Raw genomic sequence first — 19,060 nt, 5'->3', positions numbered from 1 at the left:
AAGGACAGCTTCAAGAAGCGTCAGTCAAGGTTGGAGTCACACCATTCCACGGCCTACTTCCATCATCACCGTCAAGGTGGATGGGGCCAGGGTGAGTTAGGCGGCTAGTTTCGTTTCTTCTTCTTGTGCCTCGTCGGGCTTGTTGATCCAGGCCGCGTTAGGGGTGGCGAGGATCTTTGGATCGACGCTGGTGCTGAAGCGTTCCGGGTTCCGTGCCCGGGCTTCGGCCAGGGTCGCCGCCCTCTCTGCGGCTTTGCCGGCCGCGAGGCCGTAGTGGACGTCGGCGGGCGTGTTCAGCCCGATGCCGGTGTGCCGGTGGGTGTGGTTGTAACCCTCGACGAAGGTATTCATGAAGCGGCGGGCGTCGCCGAGGCTCGCGAAGCGTTCTGGGAACACCGGGGCGAACTTTAACGTCTTGAACCACGCCTCCGAGTAGGGGTTGTCGTTGCTGACCCGGGGCCTGGAGTGCGACTTGGTGACTTCCAGATCCGAAAGTAGCGTGGCGACGGTCTTGCTCGTCATGGACGTGCCGCGGTCCGCGTGGACGACCTGCGGGGTGCCGTGGATGCCGAAGGTTTCCGTCATCATTTCCGCGGCCAGGACCGCGGACTCGGCCGGATGGACCTTCGCGCCAACGATGTAGCGGGAGAAGATATCGATCATCACGTAGCAGTCGAAGTACTTGCCCTTGATCGGGCCCGCCAGCTTCGTGATGTCCCAGGTGTAAAATTGGCCGGGGCCGGTGGCGACCAGTTCCGGGATCGCGCGGGCCGGGTGCCGGGCCAGTCGGCGGCGTTCCTTGACCTGCTTGTTCTCTGCCAACACCCGGTAGATCGTGGAGATCGACGCCAAATACACGCCCTCGTCGAGGAGCTGCGCGTAGATCTGGATCGGCGGCAAGTCCACGAACCGGGGCGAGTTCACCACCGCCAGGATCCGCGCCCGCTCGAGAATATCGAGCTTGTTTGCCGGCACCACCGCCGGCCCGACAGTCGGGATGCGCGGTGCCCGGGTCGCCGTCGACCGCGGCAACCCGACCAGGACCGCAGCAGCCCGGGTGGACACGCCTTGGCGGGTCAGGGCACGGTAGGTGGTCATCACGGTTTCGTCTGCGGTGTTTCGTCCCGCGAGCTCTTCGACAAGTTTTCGAGTAGCTCGTGCATTTTTGACATGATCTCCAACGCCACCCCCGTCGTGGCCAGACGCCGCTCGGTCACATCGAGCTGCCGGCGAAGCCGGGCGATCTCGGCCTGCTCGGGTGTGAGCTTGCCGATCTTCTCGCCCGCTTTCTTGCCCTGCAGGACACCCGCGTCGCGGAGCTTTCGCCACTCGGTGATCTGCGAGGAATAGATGCCCTGTTCCCGCAGATACGCGCCGCCCCCGTTCCGCGTCATCGCGTCCTCATACGCGGCCAGATGGTCAAGCTTCTGCGCGGGCGTGAACGACCTCCTGGCACTCGGGCCACCCGCGCGCGGGCCGGGACTGCTGTTCTTACTCATCGAACTATCGTCGCGCACGACGATCAAAGACGGGCTGGACATGATCGGGACTTCCTGATTCTCGCCCTACGTCAAACGGCGGACTTGCTCTGAGCTACTGGCCTCAACTCACCCTGACACGTAGGGCAGCGGGGATCGGTAGGTGAACGTTCGCCGGTGTCTTCATTGTGGTCTCCTCTTCAAGCAATGACATTTCGTGTCATCCTATAACCCATTACACGTCGTGTCATCACGTAGACTCATGTCATGCGATGGGCACCAGACGCACGCGGCCGGCTCCAGGGAGCGGCGATTGAGCTGTTCTCCGAGCAGGGGTACTCGGCGACGACCGTTCCCCAGATCACCGCGCGGGCGGGCCTGACAACGCGAACGTTTTTTCGCTACTTCGCCGACAAGCGAGAAGTGATCTTCGGCGGCGACGAGATCCCGGAACGAGCCGCGCAGCTGATCGCCGAGGCCCCCGAAGACCTGGAGCCCATGGACGTCATCCGGCTCGTGTTGCACCGAGTCGCAACCGAGCAATTCGAGGGGCATCGGGAGCAAACTGCCGCGGTGCGCGCAATCATCCACGCGAACGACTCGCTGCGCGACCGGGATGCTCGCAAACGAGACGACCTCGTCCGCGTCGCTCGCGAGGCGTTCATCGAGCGCGGTCAGCCGCCCCTAGGCGCCACGGTCGTGGCAGAACTGGGCATCCTCGTGTTCCAGGTCGCTCTCGACGAATGGGCCATCGATGAAGAATCCCGATCAATGACGAGCGTCATCGACGCCGTCATGACCCTGGTTGCTGGAGTCTCTCCCTGAGAGGTGGCGCAGGTTGCACGCAAACTGAGCCATGAGTGACGCGCCGAGGCATGCGCTCTCGATGCGCCGGACGGCGCCGACGGTTCGCGGGATGTCGGTCACGATGGCATTGGGTCAGTCAAGAGTCGGCAGCAGGCCAGTCATCTCCGTGAGCTCGTGGGCGACGTCCCGGGCGCTGAGCCACAGGTCGAGCTCGGCGGCGGGAACGGGCCGGGACATGTAGTAGCCCTGTGCTTGATCGCAACCGAGCCGGACAAGCTCGGTGTACGCGGCCTTGGTCTCGACGCCTTCGGCAACCAACCGCAGGCCGAGGCTGTGGGCCAGGCCAATCGTGGAGGCGACCAGTGCTGCAGCGCGGGCGTCGTCGACCATCGGGAAGACGAACGAGCGGTCCAGCTTGAGCTCGTCGAGGGGCAGATCGCGCAGGTAGGAGAGCGAGCTGTACCCGGTGCCGAAGTCGTCGATGGAGATCTGGACACCGCTGCTCCGCAGCCGGGTCAGGATGTTCCGGGCCCGGTCGCGGTCGGCCATCAGGAACTCCTCGGTGATCTCCAGCTGGAGGGCACCCGGCGGGAGGTTACGCACGGTCAGCATGGCTGCGACCTCGTCGGGCAGGCTGATGTCGATCATCGTGCTGCCCGAGAGGTTGACTGCGACCGTGAGAGGTCGACCTTCGGAGTGCCACACCGCGGCCTGGTCCAGGGCGATCTGAAGGACGACCCGGGTCAGGGTCCGCATCAATCCAGATTCTTCGACCAGGGCCAGGAACGCGTCGGGGTAGAGCAGGCCGCGAGTGGGGTGATCCCAGCGCACCAGCGCCTCCACGTTGCGTACCTCACCGGTGTCCAGGTCGATCTTGGGTTGGTAGTGCACCACGAGCTGGTCGGTGGTCAGTGCGGTTCGCAGTTCCTCGACTGTCTTCAGCCGGGTGGTGGCGTCTGTGTCGTCGGCGGTGTTGTAGACGTGCTGGCCGCGGCCGGATGTTTTGGCCTTGTACATGGCGATGTCGGCCGTGCGCAACAAAGAGCTCAGGTCCAGACCGTGGTCGGGGAAGAGCGCGATACCGACGCTGACACTGGTGTGCAGTGTGATGTCCTCCAGGGCGAATGGCTCGGCCAGCGCGGCGCGCAACTTGACCGTCACGTCAATGGCCTCGGTGTGGCCAGCATCCTCGAGCAGGACCGCGAACTCGTCTCCGCCCAGACGCGCCAGCAGGTCCCCGGGCCGCAGGTGCTCACGCAGGCGGGCGCCGACCTGGACCAGCAGCTGGTCTCCGGCGTGGTGGCCCAGGCTGTCGTTGACCTCTTTGAACTTATCCAGGTCGAGCATCAGCAGCGACTGACGGCAACGCTCCGGGTCCGCCAGGCGCGTGTGCCCTTCTACGTGGAGGGCCCGCCGGTTCGGGAGGCCTGTTAAGTCGTCCGTCGCAGAGGCCACGCGGCGGAGGTGCGCCATCCATGCGACCTGGCGGAAGGCGACCTGGGTGCGAGCTGTCGCTGCTACCAACGTCGCCCCCGCAAGAGCGACCGAAAGCGTTGACAAGGGCACCCGGCTGCTCACCAAGAGCACCCCGAGCCCTGCGGCGGTGGCCACCACCGGCACCATCAGTGCCGCCCTGCCGGTCGCTGGGCTCGTCTCGGATACCGCGGCCGGATGAGTTCGTTCCATACCGTCGACCCACAATGCCAACAGGGCAAGTCCGATCGCCCAGGCCGCGGCTAGCGGCGTACCGCGCACATAGGTGTTGGCGTTCACCTGCAGCGCGTAGACCACGTCCGCCGCGGCAAAGACCAGCAGACCCACGAACAGCAGCACCCATCGGCGTCCCAGCCGCCTTCCCCCCAAGGCGCCGATCCCGCCGATAGCGGCCACGAGCAGCAGATCAAAGAGCGGGAAGGAGATCGCAGTCACGGTCGCCAACCACGATGAACCGGTCAGGGCCGAGTCGAGCACCGGGCTCAGCGGGATCGCCAGCACCGCGGCTGCGCCGAGCGACCCCACCGCACAGTCCAGCCAGACCGACGACGCCAGCGTCCGCACGTGGCGGCGCACCGCAACGATCAGCGCGGCCAGCATCAACAGGTAGAACAGTGAATACAGGATGTCGCCGACCGACGGGAACGGAATTGAGCCGGTCGTGGCCTCTACCCAGGCTCTGTAGGAGTCACCAGCGATGTAGGCGGTCATCGCGGTCGCGGCGAGCAGAACCTCCGGGCGCCGAAGTCCGACCCGTCCGACAGCCATCCAGCACACCGCGACGGGTAACAGGTCCGTCAGCCCGAGCGAGACGACAACGGCCGGCTCGAACCAGACTTCACCTGCCGGGCCCCATCCGGCCCAATGCACAGCCAGCCCGACCACGCTGGCGGCCAGGACCAGGACCATCACCCACACCAGTCCGGTATGAATCCGCGCGCGCATCAGCACCTCACCACAAAAGACAGACCCGAGGAAGTCCGGACCAAGTCGCGTTGCCGAGGGCGGACGCTCGAATGATCAACCACAGTCCCCCCTCGAACTCTCACCAATCTATCGATCCGCTGAGTGACATTCCCCTAAAGAGGTGTCCGCCCGATGCCGCGGCCCCAAACTGGGGGAGTCGCGGTAGTCGGAGAAGCTGTCAAGCCCTGGGTTCCGGTCAAAAGGTCGGGTCTCTTCCGTACTCGAAGTCGACTTCGGCCGGCCGCGGGCGAGGGAGAGGCCGACGGCCCTTCACGCTGGACTGTAGATCTTCTACGTTGGGTGCTGTGAACGTTGGAATCTGGGCTGAACGAAGGACAACATCCGCAACACGCAGAGGAGACGCATCATGAACGCCCCCATCACCATCACGCCCATCCATGTCGGTGACCTGACCGCCGAGGGCAGCCCCATGCCCGTCTACGTGCACCTCATCGAACATCCCGATGCGAGAGTGCTCGTCGACACCGGTTTCACGGACATCCACCCTGCGGCCGCCGATCTCGACCCCCGCCCCCACTCTCTCAAGGAGCAGGCATTCGACCTCGAGAGCGTCGACATCGTCGTCAACACGCACCTGCACTTCGACCACTGCGGTGGAAACCACCTCTTCCCCGGCACTCCGATCTACGTCCAGCGCCAGGAACTTGACGATGCCCGCACCGAAGATGACTACACGATCCGAGAATGGGTGGACCCGCCCGGCGTGCATTACGTGCCCGTCGACGGAACACTCGACTTGCTGCCCGGGATCCGCCTGCTCCCGGCGCCGGGCCACACCCGCGGCTCACAGATCGTTGTCGTCGACACGGGGGAGCGTCCGTCAGTCATCGCCGGCGACACCGCGGTGTGGTTCGGCGAACTGGAGAACCCCGAGACCGAAGGCCAGCTGCTGATCCGCTCGTTGCATCCTGAACACGTCTGGATCACTCACGAGCACACGTCCTGGACTGGTGGCTAGCGGACGCTCCGTCTCGACAGCCTCACTGAACGAGGCGACATCAATTGGGAATCGATGTTCCTTGATGGAACAAGCAGCGCACCTCGTCACCGTCGACCGACCACAAGGCACTGCGACGGCTACTGCATCCGGAGAAATCGACCCGATACGACAACAGCACGACCGTGTGCCAATGCGACCCCCGACGTTGCCCGTCGTTTGCCACGGGCCTTTTTTGCGTTGAACACGAATCAGGGACGAACCCGGGCCGTCTGGGGATAGCTGCGCAAAGTCAATCGGGACTAGGGTCTTGCCAGCAGAAGTCGCTGGTCCGCCGACTGTCGCATCACTTCGAACCAACAAGAGCCTTGGGGATGGGCATTCGTATGGAGAAAAGGGGGAGTGACTCAGGTCCTGGTTTCGTGATTGTGGCCTTTGCGGTGATCGGCGTCATGTGGATCGTGTTCGCAAACTCTTACTTCGTGGGAACTGCGTTCATTGCCGTGTCGCTCGGATACCTCATCTACGTGATTGTTCAGGCCCGTCGGGTGCTGAAGGAAACACGGCAACAGCAGAACGGATCGTCATGACCCCACCAGTCAGAATCGCCACCACCGGTGCAACCGGCGTCGTCGGCGGCCTGGTCGCCCGCGACCTCGCCGACCGGGGCGCTACCCAACGTCTCCTGGTGCGCACCCCGGCCAAAGCGCCCCAGCTGCCGAACAGCACCGTGCACCAGTCCAACTACTCCGACCAGGCCGCCTCCACCGCCGCGCTCGCCGGGGTGGACGTGCTGTTCATGGTCTCTGCGTCAGAGAGTGCGAAGCGGGTCGACGAGCACCGTTCGTTCATCGACGCGGCTGCCGCCGCCGGTGTCGGGCACATCGTCTATACGTCGTTTGCCGCCGCCGCACCGGATGCGACTTTCACCCTCGCCCGCGACCATTACGCGACCGAGGAGTACATCAAGGCCTCCGGCATGAACTGGACCTTCCTCCGCGACGGCCTCTACCTGGACTTCATGGAGGCGCTCGTCGGCGACGACGGGGTCATCCGCGGCCCCGCCGGTGACGGCCGCTCGTCGTTCGTCTCCCGCGCGGACGTCGCCCGCACAGGAGTCGCGGTGCTGGTCGACCCGGCCCCGCACGCCGCGCACACCTACGACATCACCGGCCCGGAGGCGCTGAGCCTGACCGAGGTCGCGGCCACCATCAGCCGCATCCGCGGCGAGAACATCACTTTTCTTGACGAGAGCATCGAAGAGGCGTACCGGTCCCGCGCCCGCTACGGGGCCCCCGACTGGCAAGTGGATGCCTGGGTCAGCACCTACACGGCGATCGCGAGCGGCGTGATGGCCCCGGTCAGCGACAGCGTCGAGCAGATCACCGGTATAGCCCCGATGAACCTCGAGACGTATCTGACCACCCACCCTCGTTGACCTGTGCACCCGCGAAAACGGCGTTACCGAAACGGCGAGCAGGCTGGTTCAGGGAATACTTCCGATGTTTCCCGGGCATTCAACCGAGGGACATGAGCCAGTCGTCGATGGCAGCACGTGCAGCGTCCGGCTGTTCCTGCATAAGGAAATGGCCGGCATCTTCGATGACGCTGAATTGGGCCGCCGGCAACGCGGCTGCTGTTTCTTCGGCGGCGTCGATGGGGATGAGACGGTCCGCAGCGCCATGAACGATCGCCGTCGGACACTCGATTGACGGCAGAAGTGAACGTAGATCGGCGCGCTGGACGACTGCCCGCTGCTGGCGGAGGAAGGCATCGGCGCCGACCGGCGTGGTCATGGCGCGCCAGGCGGCCAGCAGAGTCTGGTCGGACTCACGACCCGCTGCAACGACGCCGGCAAAGGCGGCGTCAACGAGTGCATCGAAATGCCCGTCCTCGACGAGTGCGGATTGACGTTCACGTGCCTGCACCTGCTCCAGGCTGTCCGCTCGCGCGGAAGTGCTCACGAGGGCGAGCCCGGCGACACGATCGGGCGCCTGCCGGAACACTTCGAGGGCGACATAGCCACCCATGCTGGTGCCGAGAACAGCGATCTCGCCGACGTTCTCCTGGAGAATCCGTTCGGCCATCGCGGCGATCGTATCGTCGTGGCGGGTATCCGCCAGGGTGACCTGGCCATGCCTCCAGACCGTGTCGATCACCGGCGCATAGGCGAGCGGAGAACACAGCAGTGGAGGTATCAACACGATCTTCATAGCGGTAGCCTCGCACCGAGCGCCGACATTGGTCCGGCGTGTTCGAGTACCTCCGCTTCGGTTTGCACCTCGTCTCAGGAATAGCCGTGCACCTCGACGAGGTAGGTTTCGATGATTCAATGATTCAATGATTCGATGATTCGATGATTCGATGCCGACGCACCATCCGCACCGCGACCGTCTCGCCCAGCGCACTGCGTCGAATCGGACCATGCGGCTCGTAGTCGAGATACCCGTCGCGCGCCAAATCGCTCACGTTTCCGGAAACGGACGAGACGACGACACCCAGCTCGGCAGTAATCTCATTCGTGGTGATACCGCCACCAGACCACTCGCGCGCCTTTCAAATGACCCTCAGATAGTCCTCGGTCATGGTGCCGCGCGCCGGATTGGTCATCACGCAATTTTGCGGCAGCACAGTGATGCGGAAGGTCTCGGAGGTCGGCCTTCTTGACATCTACAAAAACGTTCATGTAGCATCAACCCACGCAAACAAAAACGTTTTTGGAGATGAGTTCGATGATGAACAAGCGAGTGGGCATCCGAGATGTCGCGGCCGCCGCAGGGGTCTCGGTGACGACCGTCTCCCATTCCCTCAGCGGCGGAGGCGTTCTCCCGGAGTCGACACGCAAGCGCGTGCAGATCGTCGCCCGCGAGCTCGGCTACGCCCCCAACCGATTGGCGAGCGGGCTGCGCAATCAACGCTCGCAGACCATCGGCTTCGTGAGCGACGAAATCGCCACCACCCCTTTCGCAGGGGCCGTCGTCCTTGGCGCGCAGGAAGCGGCAGCGGCGCACGACTGGGTCCTGATGGTGGTGAACTCCAACCTGGACGCAGAGCTCGAGAGCCGCGAGATGCGCGCGCTGATGCAGCACCAGGTTGACGGCATCATCTTCGCGCGGATGTACCACCAGAACGTCGTCGTCCCACCGATGCTCGCCAACATTCCGACCGTCCTCCTCGATGCGGAAAGCGATGACAACCGGTTCGCGTCCGTCGTCCCTGACGAAGAAGCCGCAGCGAGGACAGCGGTGGAGTACCTGGTCCGTGCCGGTCATACCCGCATCGGTTACCTGACCAACCAGGACGACATCCCGGCGACGCGTGGCCGTCTCGAAGGCTACCGCAACAGCATTCGTTCCTACGGCCTGCCTCTCGACGAGTCGCTCATCGTCACAGCGGCACCGTCCGCGGCCGGCGGTCGGGAAGCAGCCCTCTCGCTCCTGGACCGCACCTCACGGCCGACCGCCCTCTTCTGCTTCAACGACCTGATGGCCATGGGCGCCTATCAGGCGGCAGGGATCGCAGGGTTGTCGGTTCCCCGCGAGCTCTCGATTGTCGGCATCGACAACCTCGAACTCATCGCCGGATCGCTGTTCCCCGGCCTGACCACCGTCGCGCTGCCGCACTACGCCATGGGCCAGTGGGCCATCACGCGCCTGCACGCGGAGATCAACGGCGACTCGGCGAACGAACCGAGGCACGTGCGATTGCACTGTCCGCTCGTGGAACGGTTCTCGGTTGCCCCGCCCCTGCCGTGAGGCGAGAGCGGGGCACCCGCACTAACTTCGCTGCCGCTGTAACGGCCGCGTTGATCGGCACTCCCGATAGCACTCAAGAAACCCGTCAGCAAGTCAACACCCACAGAAGGAATCAAGAATGAGACACGCAAAGAAGCGCCTGTTCATTGCCAGTTTAGCCGTGGCATCGCTCACCCTGGGCCTCGCGGCCTGTTCATCGGCGGGCGCATCCAACGGTGATTCGAAGAGCGGTGAGATCACGCTCTGGACGCACAACGCCGGAAACAAGGCCGAACTCGACGCGATCAACGCCGTGGTCAAGGACTACAACGCGAGCCAGACAGCGAACACGGTCAAGGTGCAGGCATTCCCGCAGGCGTCCTACAACGACTCCGTCGTGGCGGCCGCGGCGGCCGGAAAGCTGCCCTGCATCGTCGATATCGACGGCCCGAACGTGCCGAACTGGGCCTGGGCGAAGTACCTGGCCCCCCTCGAGCTTTCCGCAGACCTCTCCAAGAACCTCCCGAGCACCCTTGGGGTCTGGAACGGCGCCACCTATTCCTTCGGCTACTACGACGTCGCCCTGGGCATGTTCGCCCGGAAGTCCGTCCTCGCCGAGGCGGGCATCCGCATCGCGACGACGGATGCCCCGTGGTCGAAGTCCGAACTGGACAGCGCCCTGAAGACGCTCAAGGCCGAGGGCAAGTGGGACAACCCGCTGGACCTGGGGACGGCCGGCAGCGGGGAATGGCTGCCGTATGCATACTCGCCGTTCCTTCAGTCTTTCGGTGGCGACCTCGTCGACCGGTCGGACTTCCAGAGTGCTGACGGCGTGCTGAACGGGGACAAGGCCGTCGCATGGGGCAACTGGTTCCAGGGTCTGGTCAAGGACGGCTACGTCGCAGCAAAGAGCGGCAAGGACTCGACCATCGACTTCCAGAATGGCAAGAGCGCGATCCTCTACACCGGAAGCTGGGCCGCGGACAGCACTCGCGCCCTTCTGGGTGACGACCTCGCCATCATGCCGACCGTCGACCTCGGGACCGGCCCGAAGATCGGCGGCGGTTCCTGGCAGTGGGGCGTAACGACAGGCTGCACGAACAAGGCAGCGGCCATGGACTACCTGTCCTTCTCTCTGCAGCCGAAGTACGTCGCGGCCGTCGCGAAGGCGACCGGCACCATCCCGGCGACCGAGGCCGCAGCGGCACTCATCCCCGGGTACGAGGTCGGCGGCCAGCTGGCCGCGTTCCGCGACTACTCACAGAAGTTCGCCGTTCTCCGCCCGGAGACTCCGGCCTACCCGTTCATCGCGACCGAATTCGCCAAGGCGACCCAGGACATCATCAGCGGGGGCGACGTGAAGAAGTCTCTCGACGATGCCACGAAGGCCATCGACGCCAACATCAAGTCCAACGGCGGCTACACGCAGAAGTAGCTGTCCGGGGTGCGCTCCCACTGGGGGCGCACCCCGCCCAGCAACGGGAGGAAGTCATGACGTCAACCCACGCGCCCACAGCGGCGCTCACCCCCGGTGCGGCCACGGCCGCGCCCGCCAGCACCCGGGTCGCAGCCCGCCGTGCCGCGGCGACATCCGTCGCCCCGAAGTACCAGCGACGGCCCCGCACGATATCGCAACGCCGGGAGGAACGTTCCGGCTTCGCCATGCTCGCACCGGCCGTGCTCCTGCTCCTGCTGTTCATCGCCGTGCCGGCCGTGCTCGCGTTCGGCCTCGCCTTCACTAATGCCCGGCTCATTTCGCCGTACCCGGCGTCCTTTGTCGGACTCGACAACTTCACCCGACTGCTCGGCGACGACACGTTCTACCGGGCGCTGTTGAATGTCGGCTATTTCGCCCTCGTCGTGGTGCCGCTCCAGGCGGGACTTGCTCTCGTGATGGCGATCCTGCTCAACACCCAGACCCGGGGCACGGCCTTCTTCCGCACCGTGTACTTCCTGCCGGTCGTGACGTCGATGGTGGTCGTGTCGCTGCTCTGGATGTTCATGTACCGCCAGGACGGTTTGATCAACGTCCTGATCTCGAACATCACCTTCGGGCAGGTGACCGGGCCCGACTGGCTGAACAACCCGGCGACGTCGATGCCCGCGATCATCCTGATGTCCGTCTGGCAGGGCGTGGGCTTCCACATGATCATCTGGCTTTCCGGGCTGCAGACCATCTCCGGCGAGCTCTACGAAGCGGCCGACATCGACGGGGTCTCCCGCTGGCAACGCTTCCGCTACATCACCTGGCCGGGACTGCGCGCCACACGCAGCCTCGTGCTGGTCACCATCACCATCGGAGCGCTGAGCCTCTTCACCCAGGTCAGCGTAATGACCCAGGGCGGTCCGCTCGACTCGACGACGACCGTCGTCTACGAAGCCGTCCGGGCCGGGTACGAACAACAGGAAACGTCATACGCGTCCGCCATCTCGCTCGTGTTCTTCGCGATCGTGCTCGTCATCGCGGCCGTGCAACGCTTCCTCACCAGAGAGAAGGCCTGACATGGCTATCGACGTCCAGAATGCACCCGCGTTCGTGCCGCCCACGGCATCGCGTACCCCTCGATCCCGACTGTCGAGGATCGGGCTGCCCGGCCTGATCGGAAAGGTCGCACTCGCTGTGATGTTCTCCTTCCCGATCCTCTTCATGTTCGTCTCTTCGCTCAAACCCGACCAGCAGATCTTCGGCGATCTCTCCGGGGTTGCGGCCTTCCTGCCCGTCGGCAACATTTCGATGGACAACTACGCCGCCGTCTTCGACCGGGTACCGGCCGCACGCTTTCTGGTCAACTCGATCGGTGTCTCTGTGATCACGGTGGGGCTCGGCGTGCTGGTGAACAGCCTCGCCGCGTTCGCGCTGTCCCGGATGCGGGTGCGCGGCAAGGGAATCATCCTCACCCTGATCATCGCGACACTCATCATCCCGTTCGAAACCCTCGCCCTGCCCCTGGTCTGGTGGGTGAACCAGCTGCCCTCGTTCGTGGTCGACGGCTTCAACCTGAGCTTCAGCAAGGGGTGGCTCGACACCTACCAGGTGCAGATCATCCCGTTCATCGCCAACGCGTTCTCGATCTACCTGTTCCACCAGTACTTCGAGTCGATCCCTCGGGAACTCGACGAGGCGGCCAGGATGGACGGCGCAGGCTGGTTCCGGATCTATCGCAAGATCATCATGCCGCTCTCCGGCCCGGCAATCGCCACGGTCGCGATCCTGACATTCCTGCCGGCCTGGAACTCCTACTTGTGGCCCCTCATGGTCGTGCAGACCGAGGAACTCAGGCCGGTCATGGTCGGCGTACAGTACTTCTTCCAGCTCAACGTGTCGTGGGGCGAGGTCATGGCCTACGCCTCCCTGATCACACTGCCGGTTGTCGCGCTGTTCATCGCCTTCCAGCGCTCCTTCATCAGCAGCATCGCGTCGAGCGGCGTGAAGGGATGAGCGCCGAAGCCCAGGTCGCCCCGCTCCACCGCGAGGAATTCCGGCCAGCCTTCCACTACACAGCCGACCGGAATTGGCTCAACGACCCGAACGGACTCGTCTATTACAAGGGCCTGTACCATCTCTTCTACCAGTACAACCCGCACGGCAATGTCTGGGGGAACATGTCCTGGGGACATGCGTCGTCTCCGGACCTGGCCACCTGGACGGAACAACCGGTCGCGATCGCCGGAGACGCGAACGAGGACATCTTCTCCGGAAGCATCGTCGCCGACCTCGACAACACCAGCGGCTTCGGGACGACCCTGACGCCTCCGCTCGTCGCCATCTACACGAGTGCCTTTACCGACCAGTCGACGTTCTCCGGGCTCCAGGCGCAGTCGCTCGCGTTCAGCCTCGACGACGGCCGGACCTGGACGAAGCACCGTGGCAACCCGGTGCTGAACCGGCACTCGTCCGACTTCCGTGATCCCAAGGTCTTCCGCTACTCCGGGCCGACGGAAAGCTACTGGGTGATGGTCGCCGTCGAGGCCCAGCAACACAAGGTCGTCCTGTACCGTTCGACCGATCTCACGGCCTGGACGTATCTCAGTACCTTCGGGCCGGCGAATGCGGTCGCCGGGGTCTGGGAATGCCCGGACCTGTTCCCGCTCCCTGTCGACGGCGACCCTGCGAACATCAAATGGGTCCTCATCGTGAACCTCAACCCGGGCGGAGTCGCCGGTGGATCCGGCGGTCAGTATTTCGTCGGCAGCTTCGACGGGACCACCTTCGCCTCCGAGACGACCGTGCCTGAGGGCGCCGAGGATGAGAGCAGCAGACTGCGCCGGTACAACTGGCTCGACTGGGGGCGTGACTACTACGCCGCGGTGTCCTTCAGCGGGGTGCCCCACGGCAAGCGCATCATGATCGCCTGGATGAACAATTGGGACTACGGGAACGATATCCCCACCAGTCCGTGGAAGAGTTCAATGTCGCTGCCCCGCGAGGTAGGACTGCGCACCATCGCTGGTGAACCGCGCCTGATCCAGTCGGCCATCGACATCCGCCAGGAGGGCCCGGCACCCTTCACGATGATCGACCAGAGCATCGGACACGGAACTCTCCTGCTCCCGGAACCGGCCTGGGGCGCCATCCTCCGTATCGACGTGACCATCACACCCGGAACCGCCGACGAGATCGGGATGATCGTCCGTGGTGGCGCAGACGAGGGGACGTCCATCGGGTACGACGCCCGGACCGGCTGTCTGGTGGTGAATCGGAAACATTCGGGCGACGTCGGCTTCCACCCGTCATTCCCGTCGACGGAAACCGCTCCCGTGGAGCTCATCGAGGGAAAGATCACACTGCGGATCTACGTCGACCGATCCTCCGTGGAAGTCTTCGCGCACGACGGCCGCGTCACCATCACGGACCAGATCTTCCCGCACTCGGCCAGTCGGGAAGTCTCCCTGTATGCACGAAAGGGAACGGGCACCATCGAGTCCCTCAGCGTCCACAACCTCGGGGAGGCAGGTACTGAGCGAGCCTCCCTCGATAGGGAGACCGCACGTAGCCTCGAAGCATGACAACTTCGTTCACCCTCAACAATGGAGTCGCTGAACCCGACACCCGCCGGATCGACGAGAACCGCTTCGTGATCCCGGAGGCGTGAGCACCATGGCCATCAGCGAAGAGGCACAGAAGAACCACGACGCGCTCTTTCCCGGTCACGTGTCGACCCTGAAGCAGACCGATCCCGAACTCATCGAGTACTTCGACAACTTCGCCTTCGGCGATGTGCTGGCCGAGTCGACCCTGGACACCCGGACGCGTCTCATTCTGCAACTGGGCTCGATGATCGCGTCGCAGGCGCTGGGGGAGTACCGCGTCATGCTCGGGGCGGCGCTCGGAGCCGGCGTCACGCCGGTCGAGGCCAAGGAGGTCGTCTACCACGCGGTGCCCTACGTGGGGATGGCGAAGGTCTTCGACTTCCTCCACGCCACCAACGAGATCCTCGTCGAACGCGGCGTCGAGCTCCCGCTCCCCGGGCAGTCGACGACGACCCGGGACACCCGCGCCGAGAAGGGCCTCGCCATTCAGAAGGAGATCATCGGGGCCGACCGGATCGACGCGATGTACGCCAGCGCGCCCGCCGACCAGCTGCACATCCAGCGCTTCCTCTCCGAGAACTGCTTCGGCGACCATTACACGCGCACCGGCCTTGATGCGCCGCTGCGCGAGCTGCTCACCTTCGCGATGCTCGTCTCCCTCGGCGGATGCGAGCCGCAGGTCGGCGGGCACGTCGCGGCGAACGTCGCGGGCGGCAATACCCGGGCGATCCTTGTCGACGTGCTGACGAAGCTGCTGCCCTACATCGGCTACCCGCGCACCCTCAACGGGCTGCGCATCGTCAACGAAGTGACACAACCGTGAACACTCGGGCCGGTGCCTCAGAGGAAAGGAACGAACTGTGAGTGACTGGACGGCGACGGAGCTGGACCGCATCGGAAACGCCGGGGAACTACGCGTGGCCGGACTGCGCGCCGACGGAACCCTGCGGAAGCTCGTGACGATCTGGCAGGTGCGGGTCGGCGACGACATCTTAATCCGCTCGGTCAACGGCCCCGACGCGGCCTGGTTCCGCGGGACGCAGGTGCTCGGGCAGGGCCGCGTCGAATCGGGAGGCGTGAGCAAGGACGTCACCTTCGAGCGCAGTAGCGATCACGACCCCGAGATCGACGCGGCCTATCGCGCCAAGTACGGCAGCGGCAGCGCCGTACGCGCGATCACGTCCGACCTCGCCGCCAGCACTACCCTCCGGGTCAACCCGCGGTAGGGCACGATGACGTGAGGGGTACTGACAAGACGGGTTCTGACAGGGTCTCCCTCACGCTCCCGGAGCGATGTCTACTTGAAGGACGCACGAAGACGTGGGCTGGTCGCCGCGTCTGAGTCTGTGCACGGAAGAAGGTCCACCCTGTGTCACCACTGATTTGGGAGAGACTTCTATGAAGGCAACATTCATGTACGGCGCCGGCGACGTCCGCGTCGAGACCGTCCCCGACCCCGTCATCCAGCAGCCGACCGACGCCATCGTGCGCACGGTCCTGGCCTGCGTCTGCGGTTCGGACCTGCACCCCTACCACTCGCTGCCCGCCTCCGGGCAGGGCCTCTCGATGGGTCACGAGCTCATCGGCATCGTAGAGGAGATCGGCTCCGCGGTGACGAATGTCGCCAAGGGCGACTTCGTCATCGTCCCCTTCGCCTTCCAGGACAACACCTGCGTCTTCTGCCGGGAGGGCTTCCAGACATCGTGCGTCCACGGTGGCTGGTACGGCACCCCGGCCGCGGCCGGCCTGCAGGCCGAGCTCGCGCGCATCCCGCAGGCAAATGGGTCGCTCGTCGTCATCCCCGGCGGGCTGGCCGGTGTCGATGAATCGCTGCTTGCCTCGCTCCTCACCCTGTCCGATGTCTACCTCACCGGCTATCACGCCGCCCACATGGGCAAGGTCCAGGCCGGCAAAACCGTCACGGTGATCGGCGACGGCGCGGTCGGGCTCTCGGCCGTGCTCGCGTCCAAGCAGCTGGGCGCCGAGCGCATCATCCTGATGGGCCGCCACGAAGTGCGCACCAACCTCGGTGTCGAGTTCGGGGCCACGGATGTGGTCGCCGAGCGTGGTGCCGAGGGCATCGCCCGGGTGATGGAACTGACCGGTGGAGAAGGTTCGCACATCGTCATCGAGGCCGTCGGACACCTGCCCGCCTATGAGCAGGCTTACGGCATCGTCCGCCCCGGCGGCGTGATCTCCCGGGTCGGGGTGCCGCAGTACGAGGACGCCCCGATCGGGTTCGGCTCGCTGTTCGGCAAGAACGCCACTCTCACCGGTGGCCCTGCTCCCGTACGCGCCTATCTGGACGCCGCACTGCCCCAGGTCCTCGCCGGAACCATCAACCCGGGCAAGGTCTTCGACCGCACCGTGCGTCTGGACGATGTCGCCTCGGGTTACCAGGCCATGAACGACCGCACGGCGCTCAAGGTCCTCGTCACGCCGTAGGAATCCGCTCAGAAGCAGGCTGCCGAACCGGGCACAACAATCAAGGAGAACCAATGCAGATCGAACCGATTAAGCCCACCCTCAAGAATTCGGCCGCGCAGTTCGCCGGCGATGTCTGGGTCGACTTCGTCGCCACGCCCCACACGGATGACCAGAGAATGACGGTCGCCATCGTACGATTCGCCCCGGGCGCCCGCACCGCCTGGCACTCCCACGCCCGGGGCCAGTACCTCCGTGTCACCCAGGGAGTCGCCCGTTTCGGCGGACGCGACGGCAGCATCATCGAGGTCCACCCCGGTGAGACGGTATACGCGGCTCCCGGCGAGGAGCATTTCCACGCCGCAGCCGAGGGCAACTTCATGGAGCACATCGCGATGCTCGAGTCCGGCGATGACCCCGCGAACACGACCGTCTGGCTCGAGCACGTGACCGAGGACGAGTACCGCGGCAGGTGAGCCGGCCGGGCTTTCCCATCTAGAAAGGAAACGCTCCTGAGGATTCTCGGGAGCGTTTCCGTGTTTCACGGGGTCTCCATCCGCCGTCGCGTCGTGACAGGTACTGCCAATACCCGGAACGATGGCCACTGCCACAACGTTGAGGCTCACGATTGACTGAAATCGTGACCACAACAACAACCGACTCCGCCGTGAACACGAGCGGCCCGACGCCGCACCGCACGGCGATTCTCGCCATCATTCTGATCAGCTACTTCATGATCCTGCTCGACAATTCGATCATTTTCACGGGACTGCCCTCCATCCAGCGGGCCATGGGCTTCAGCGCGTCTGGTCTCGCCTGGGTCCAGGACGCCTACACACTCACCTTCGGCGGACTTCTCCTTCTGGGAGCGAGAGCCGGAGACATCCTCGGCCGCCGCCGCGTGTTCATCATCGGCCTCGTCATCTTCAGCATCGCTTCCCTCCTCGTCGGGGCCGCCTCCACCGGCGAGTGGATGATCGCCGCCCGCGCCCTCCAGGGAGTCGGCGCCGCCATCGTCGCTCCCGCGTCATTGTCCTTGCTCACCGCCACGTTCCCCGCCGGCCATGAACGCAATCGGGCGGTCGCTCTCTACTCAGCCACCGCAGGAATCGGGGCGAGCGTGGGGATGGTCATCGGAGGAGTTCTCGCCGACCTCGTCTCCTGGCGAGCCGGCTTCTTCATCAATATCCCCATCGGCGCCGTCATGATCGTCCTCGCCTCCCGGTACCTGATCGAACAGCCGCGGCGCCGCGGCACATTCGACGTCATCGGTGCCATCTCCTCCACCGTCGGCATCGGTGCGATCATCTTCGGCATCATCACCTCGTCCGAGGTCGGTTGGGGCTCACCGGTGACGATCGCGAGCCTCGCCGTCGGCGTGTTGCTCCTGGTCCTCCTCATCGTGAACGAGGCTCGGGCGGAGCAACCAGTGATGCCCCTGCGCCTGTTCGCGAGCCGGCATCGTTCCGGTGCTTACGCCATCCGCTTCCTGTATCTGGGCGCCATGATGGGGTTCTTCTTCTTCATAACCCAGTTTCTGCAGGACGCACTCGGCTGGAACCCGCTCGAAGCGGGCCTGGGATTCCTTCCGATGACGGTCGTCAACTTCGTCGTGGCCATGTCGGTCACGAGGCTCAGCCGCCGGATGCCGACGATTCTGATGCTCACCCTCGGTTTGCTCGTCACCGCGCTCGGTATGGCCTGGCTGAGCCAGGTCACCATCGACACCAACTACGCTCTCGGCGTGGGCCTGCCCATGCTGCTGATCGGTCTCGGACAGGGCCTGACGTTTGCGCCGCTGACTGGTTACGGGATCTCGGGTGTCACCGGCGAGGACGCCGGTGCCGCGTCGGGCCTATTGAACACGGCGCATCAGCTCGGCAGCTCCGTCGGGCTCGCGCTCCTCGTCGCCGTGGGCGTGAGTGCAACCGCGTCGACCTCGGAAGCGGCCGCCGTGGTCGCGCGCGTCAATTCTGCGCTTGTCGGAGCCAGCGGCCTGCTCATTCTCGCCCTGGTGGTCGCGATCCTCGTGATCCTGCCCGCAGAACCGCGCCGACGCCGGCTGTCCCCGGACGGTGCTGGTCTCACCGCACACGCCGGCATTGAGTAGCGCCTCGCTGGGTGAGAAGAACAAAGGGCGCTGCGCCGGAAATTGGTAACGTCGAATC

General features: G+C 64.8%; 17 protein-coding genes and 1 pseudogene. 14 read left to right on the top strand and 4 right to left on the bottom strand.

Translation table 11 applies throughout. The features are described from left to right. Positions 1–96: 96 nt before the first annotated feature. Positions 97–1,499, bottom strand: a protein-coding gene (locus QN350_RS03890; protein WP_323515810.1) for an IS3 family transposase whose coding sequence is annotated in 2 segments (ribosomal slippage) — positions 97–1,169 and positions 1,169–1,499 — 1,404 coding nt in all. Because the reading frame shifts where the segments join, the coding sequence is not laid out codon by codon here. A 246-nt stretch (positions 1,500–1,745) separates the two neighbouring features. Between QN350_RS03890 and QN350_RS03885 the strand changes: the two genes are divergently transcribed. Further along, positions 1,746–2,303, top strand: a complete 558-nt coding sequence (locus tag QN350_RS03885; protein WP_322139468.1) for a TetR family transcriptional regulator — start codon at positions 1,746–1,748, stop codon at positions 2,301–2,303. A 114-nt stretch (positions 2,304–2,417) separates the two neighbouring features. On the opposite strand, the gene QN350_RS03880 is transcribed toward QN350_RS03885, so the two are convergent. Next, positions 2,418–4,724: a putative bifunctional diguanylate cyclase/phosphodiesterase gene (locus tag QN350_RS03880; RefSeq protein WP_322140405.1), complete on the bottom strand. Its 2,307-nt coding sequence runs from the start codon at positions 4,722–4,724 to the stop codon at positions 2,418–2,420. A 388-nt stretch (positions 4,725–5,112) separates the two neighbouring features. Here QN350_RS03880 and QN350_RS03875 point away from each other — a divergent pair, with 388 nt between their 5' ends. From QN350_RS03875 to QN350_RS03865, 3 genes are all read left to right on the top strand, one after another. Then, on the top strand, positions 5,113–5,724 hold the full coding sequence (locus QN350_RS03875) for an MBL fold metallo-hydrolase (RefSeq protein ID WP_322139469.1): 612 nt from the start codon (positions 5,113–5,115) through the stop codon (positions 5,722–5,724). 353 nt (positions 5,725–6,077) lie between these two features. Beyond that, complete coding sequence (locus QN350_RS03870) at positions 6,078–6,293, top strand: hypothetical protein (RefSeq protein ID WP_322139470.1); 216 nt, start codon at positions 6,078–6,080, stop codon at positions 6,291–6,293. Beyond that, entirely contained in the window at positions 6,290–7,141 is an 852-nt protein-coding gene (locus QN350_RS03865) for an SDR family oxidoreductase (protein ID WP_322139471.1), read from the top strand. Before QN350_RS03870 ends, QN350_RS03865 begins: the two co-directional genes overlap by 4 nt. A 79-nt stretch (positions 7,142–7,220) precedes the next feature. Here the strand turns inward: QN350_RS03865 and QN350_RS03860 are convergent, their stop codons facing one another. Continuing rightward, entirely contained in the window at positions 7,221–7,916 is a 696-nt protein-coding gene (locus tag QN350_RS03860; RefSeq protein WP_281534541.1) for an alpha/beta fold hydrolase, read from the bottom strand. Positions 7,917–8,040: 124 nt separating this feature from the next. Next, positions 8,041–8,241, bottom strand: a pseudogene (locus QN350_RS19940) (metal-dependent transcriptional regulator); the annotation flags it as partial. A 194-nt stretch (positions 8,242–8,435) separates the two neighbouring features. On the opposite strand from QN350_RS19940, the gene QN350_RS03855 reads away from it, so the two are divergent. From QN350_RS03855 to QN350_RS03810, 10 genes are all read left to right on the top strand, one after another. Then, the gene (locus tag QN350_RS03855; protein WP_322139472.1) at positions 8,436–9,458 is read left to right on the top strand and encodes a LacI family DNA-binding transcriptional regulator; all 1,023 of its coding nucleotides are present in this window, start codon (positions 8,436–8,438) and stop codon (positions 9,456–9,458) included. A 118-nt stretch (positions 9,459–9,576) separates the two neighbouring features. Next, the gene (locus QN350_RS03850) at positions 9,577–10,872 is read left to right on the top strand and encodes a sugar ABC transporter substrate-binding protein (protein WP_281534542.1); all 1,296 of its coding nucleotides are present in this window, start codon (positions 9,577–9,579) and stop codon (positions 10,870–10,872) included. 56 nt (positions 10,873–10,928) lie between these two features. Continuing rightward, positions 10,929–11,939: a sugar ABC transporter permease gene (locus tag QN350_RS03845; RefSeq protein ID WP_322139473.1), complete on the top strand. Its 1,011-nt coding sequence runs from the start codon at positions 10,929–10,931 to the stop codon at positions 11,937–11,939. A gap of 121 nt (positions 11,940–12,060) precedes the next feature. Continuing rightward, positions 12,061–12,876: a carbohydrate ABC transporter permease gene (locus tag QN350_RS03840; RefSeq protein WP_281536218.1), complete on the top strand. Its 816-nt coding sequence runs from the start codon at positions 12,061–12,063 to the stop codon at positions 12,874–12,876. Then, the gene (locus QN350_RS03835) at positions 12,873–14,444 is read left to right on the top strand and encodes a glycoside hydrolase family 32 protein (RefSeq protein ID WP_322139474.1); all 1,572 of its coding nucleotides are present in this window, start codon (positions 12,873–12,875) and stop codon (positions 14,442–14,444) included. Before QN350_RS03840 ends, QN350_RS03835 begins: the two co-directional genes overlap by 4 nt. A gap of 91 nt (positions 14,445–14,535) precedes the next feature. After that, positions 14,536–15,291, top strand: a complete 756-nt coding sequence (locus QN350_RS03830) for a carboxymuconolactone decarboxylase family protein (protein WP_322139475.1) — start codon at positions 14,536–14,538, stop codon at positions 15,289–15,291. Positions 15,292–15,328: 37 nt separating this feature from the next. Beyond that, on the top strand, positions 15,329–15,694 hold the full coding sequence (locus QN350_RS03825) for a DUF2255 family protein (protein WP_322139476.1): 366 nt from the start codon (positions 15,329–15,331) through the stop codon (positions 15,692–15,694). A 172-nt stretch (positions 15,695–15,866) separates the two neighbouring features. Further along, on the top strand, positions 15,867–16,913 hold the full coding sequence (locus QN350_RS03820; protein ID WP_322139477.1) for a zinc-binding dehydrogenase: 1,047 nt from the start codon (positions 15,867–15,869) through the stop codon (positions 16,911–16,913). A gap of 53 nt (positions 16,914–16,966) precedes the next feature. Further along, positions 16,967–17,368, top strand: a complete 402-nt coding sequence (locus tag QN350_RS03815) for a cupin domain-containing protein (protein ID WP_322139478.1) — start codon at positions 16,967–16,969, stop codon at positions 17,366–17,368. A 164-nt stretch (positions 17,369–17,532) separates the two neighbouring features. Then, the gene (locus QN350_RS03810) at positions 17,533–19,002 is read left to right on the top strand and encodes an MFS transporter (protein WP_322139479.1); all 1,470 of its coding nucleotides are present in this window, start codon (positions 17,533–17,535) and stop codon (positions 19,000–19,002) included. Positions 19,003–19,060: the final 58 nt, after the last annotated feature.

It is taken from the genome of Cryobacterium sp. 10I5 (assembly GCF_035019865.1).
Taxonomy (GTDB): domain Bacteria; phylum Actinomycetota; class Actinomycetes; order Actinomycetales; family Microbacteriaceae; genus Cryobacterium; species Cryobacterium breve_A.
Note: the sequence above shows the minus strand (reverse complement) of the source record. Positions and strands in the feature narration are given on the sequence as shown.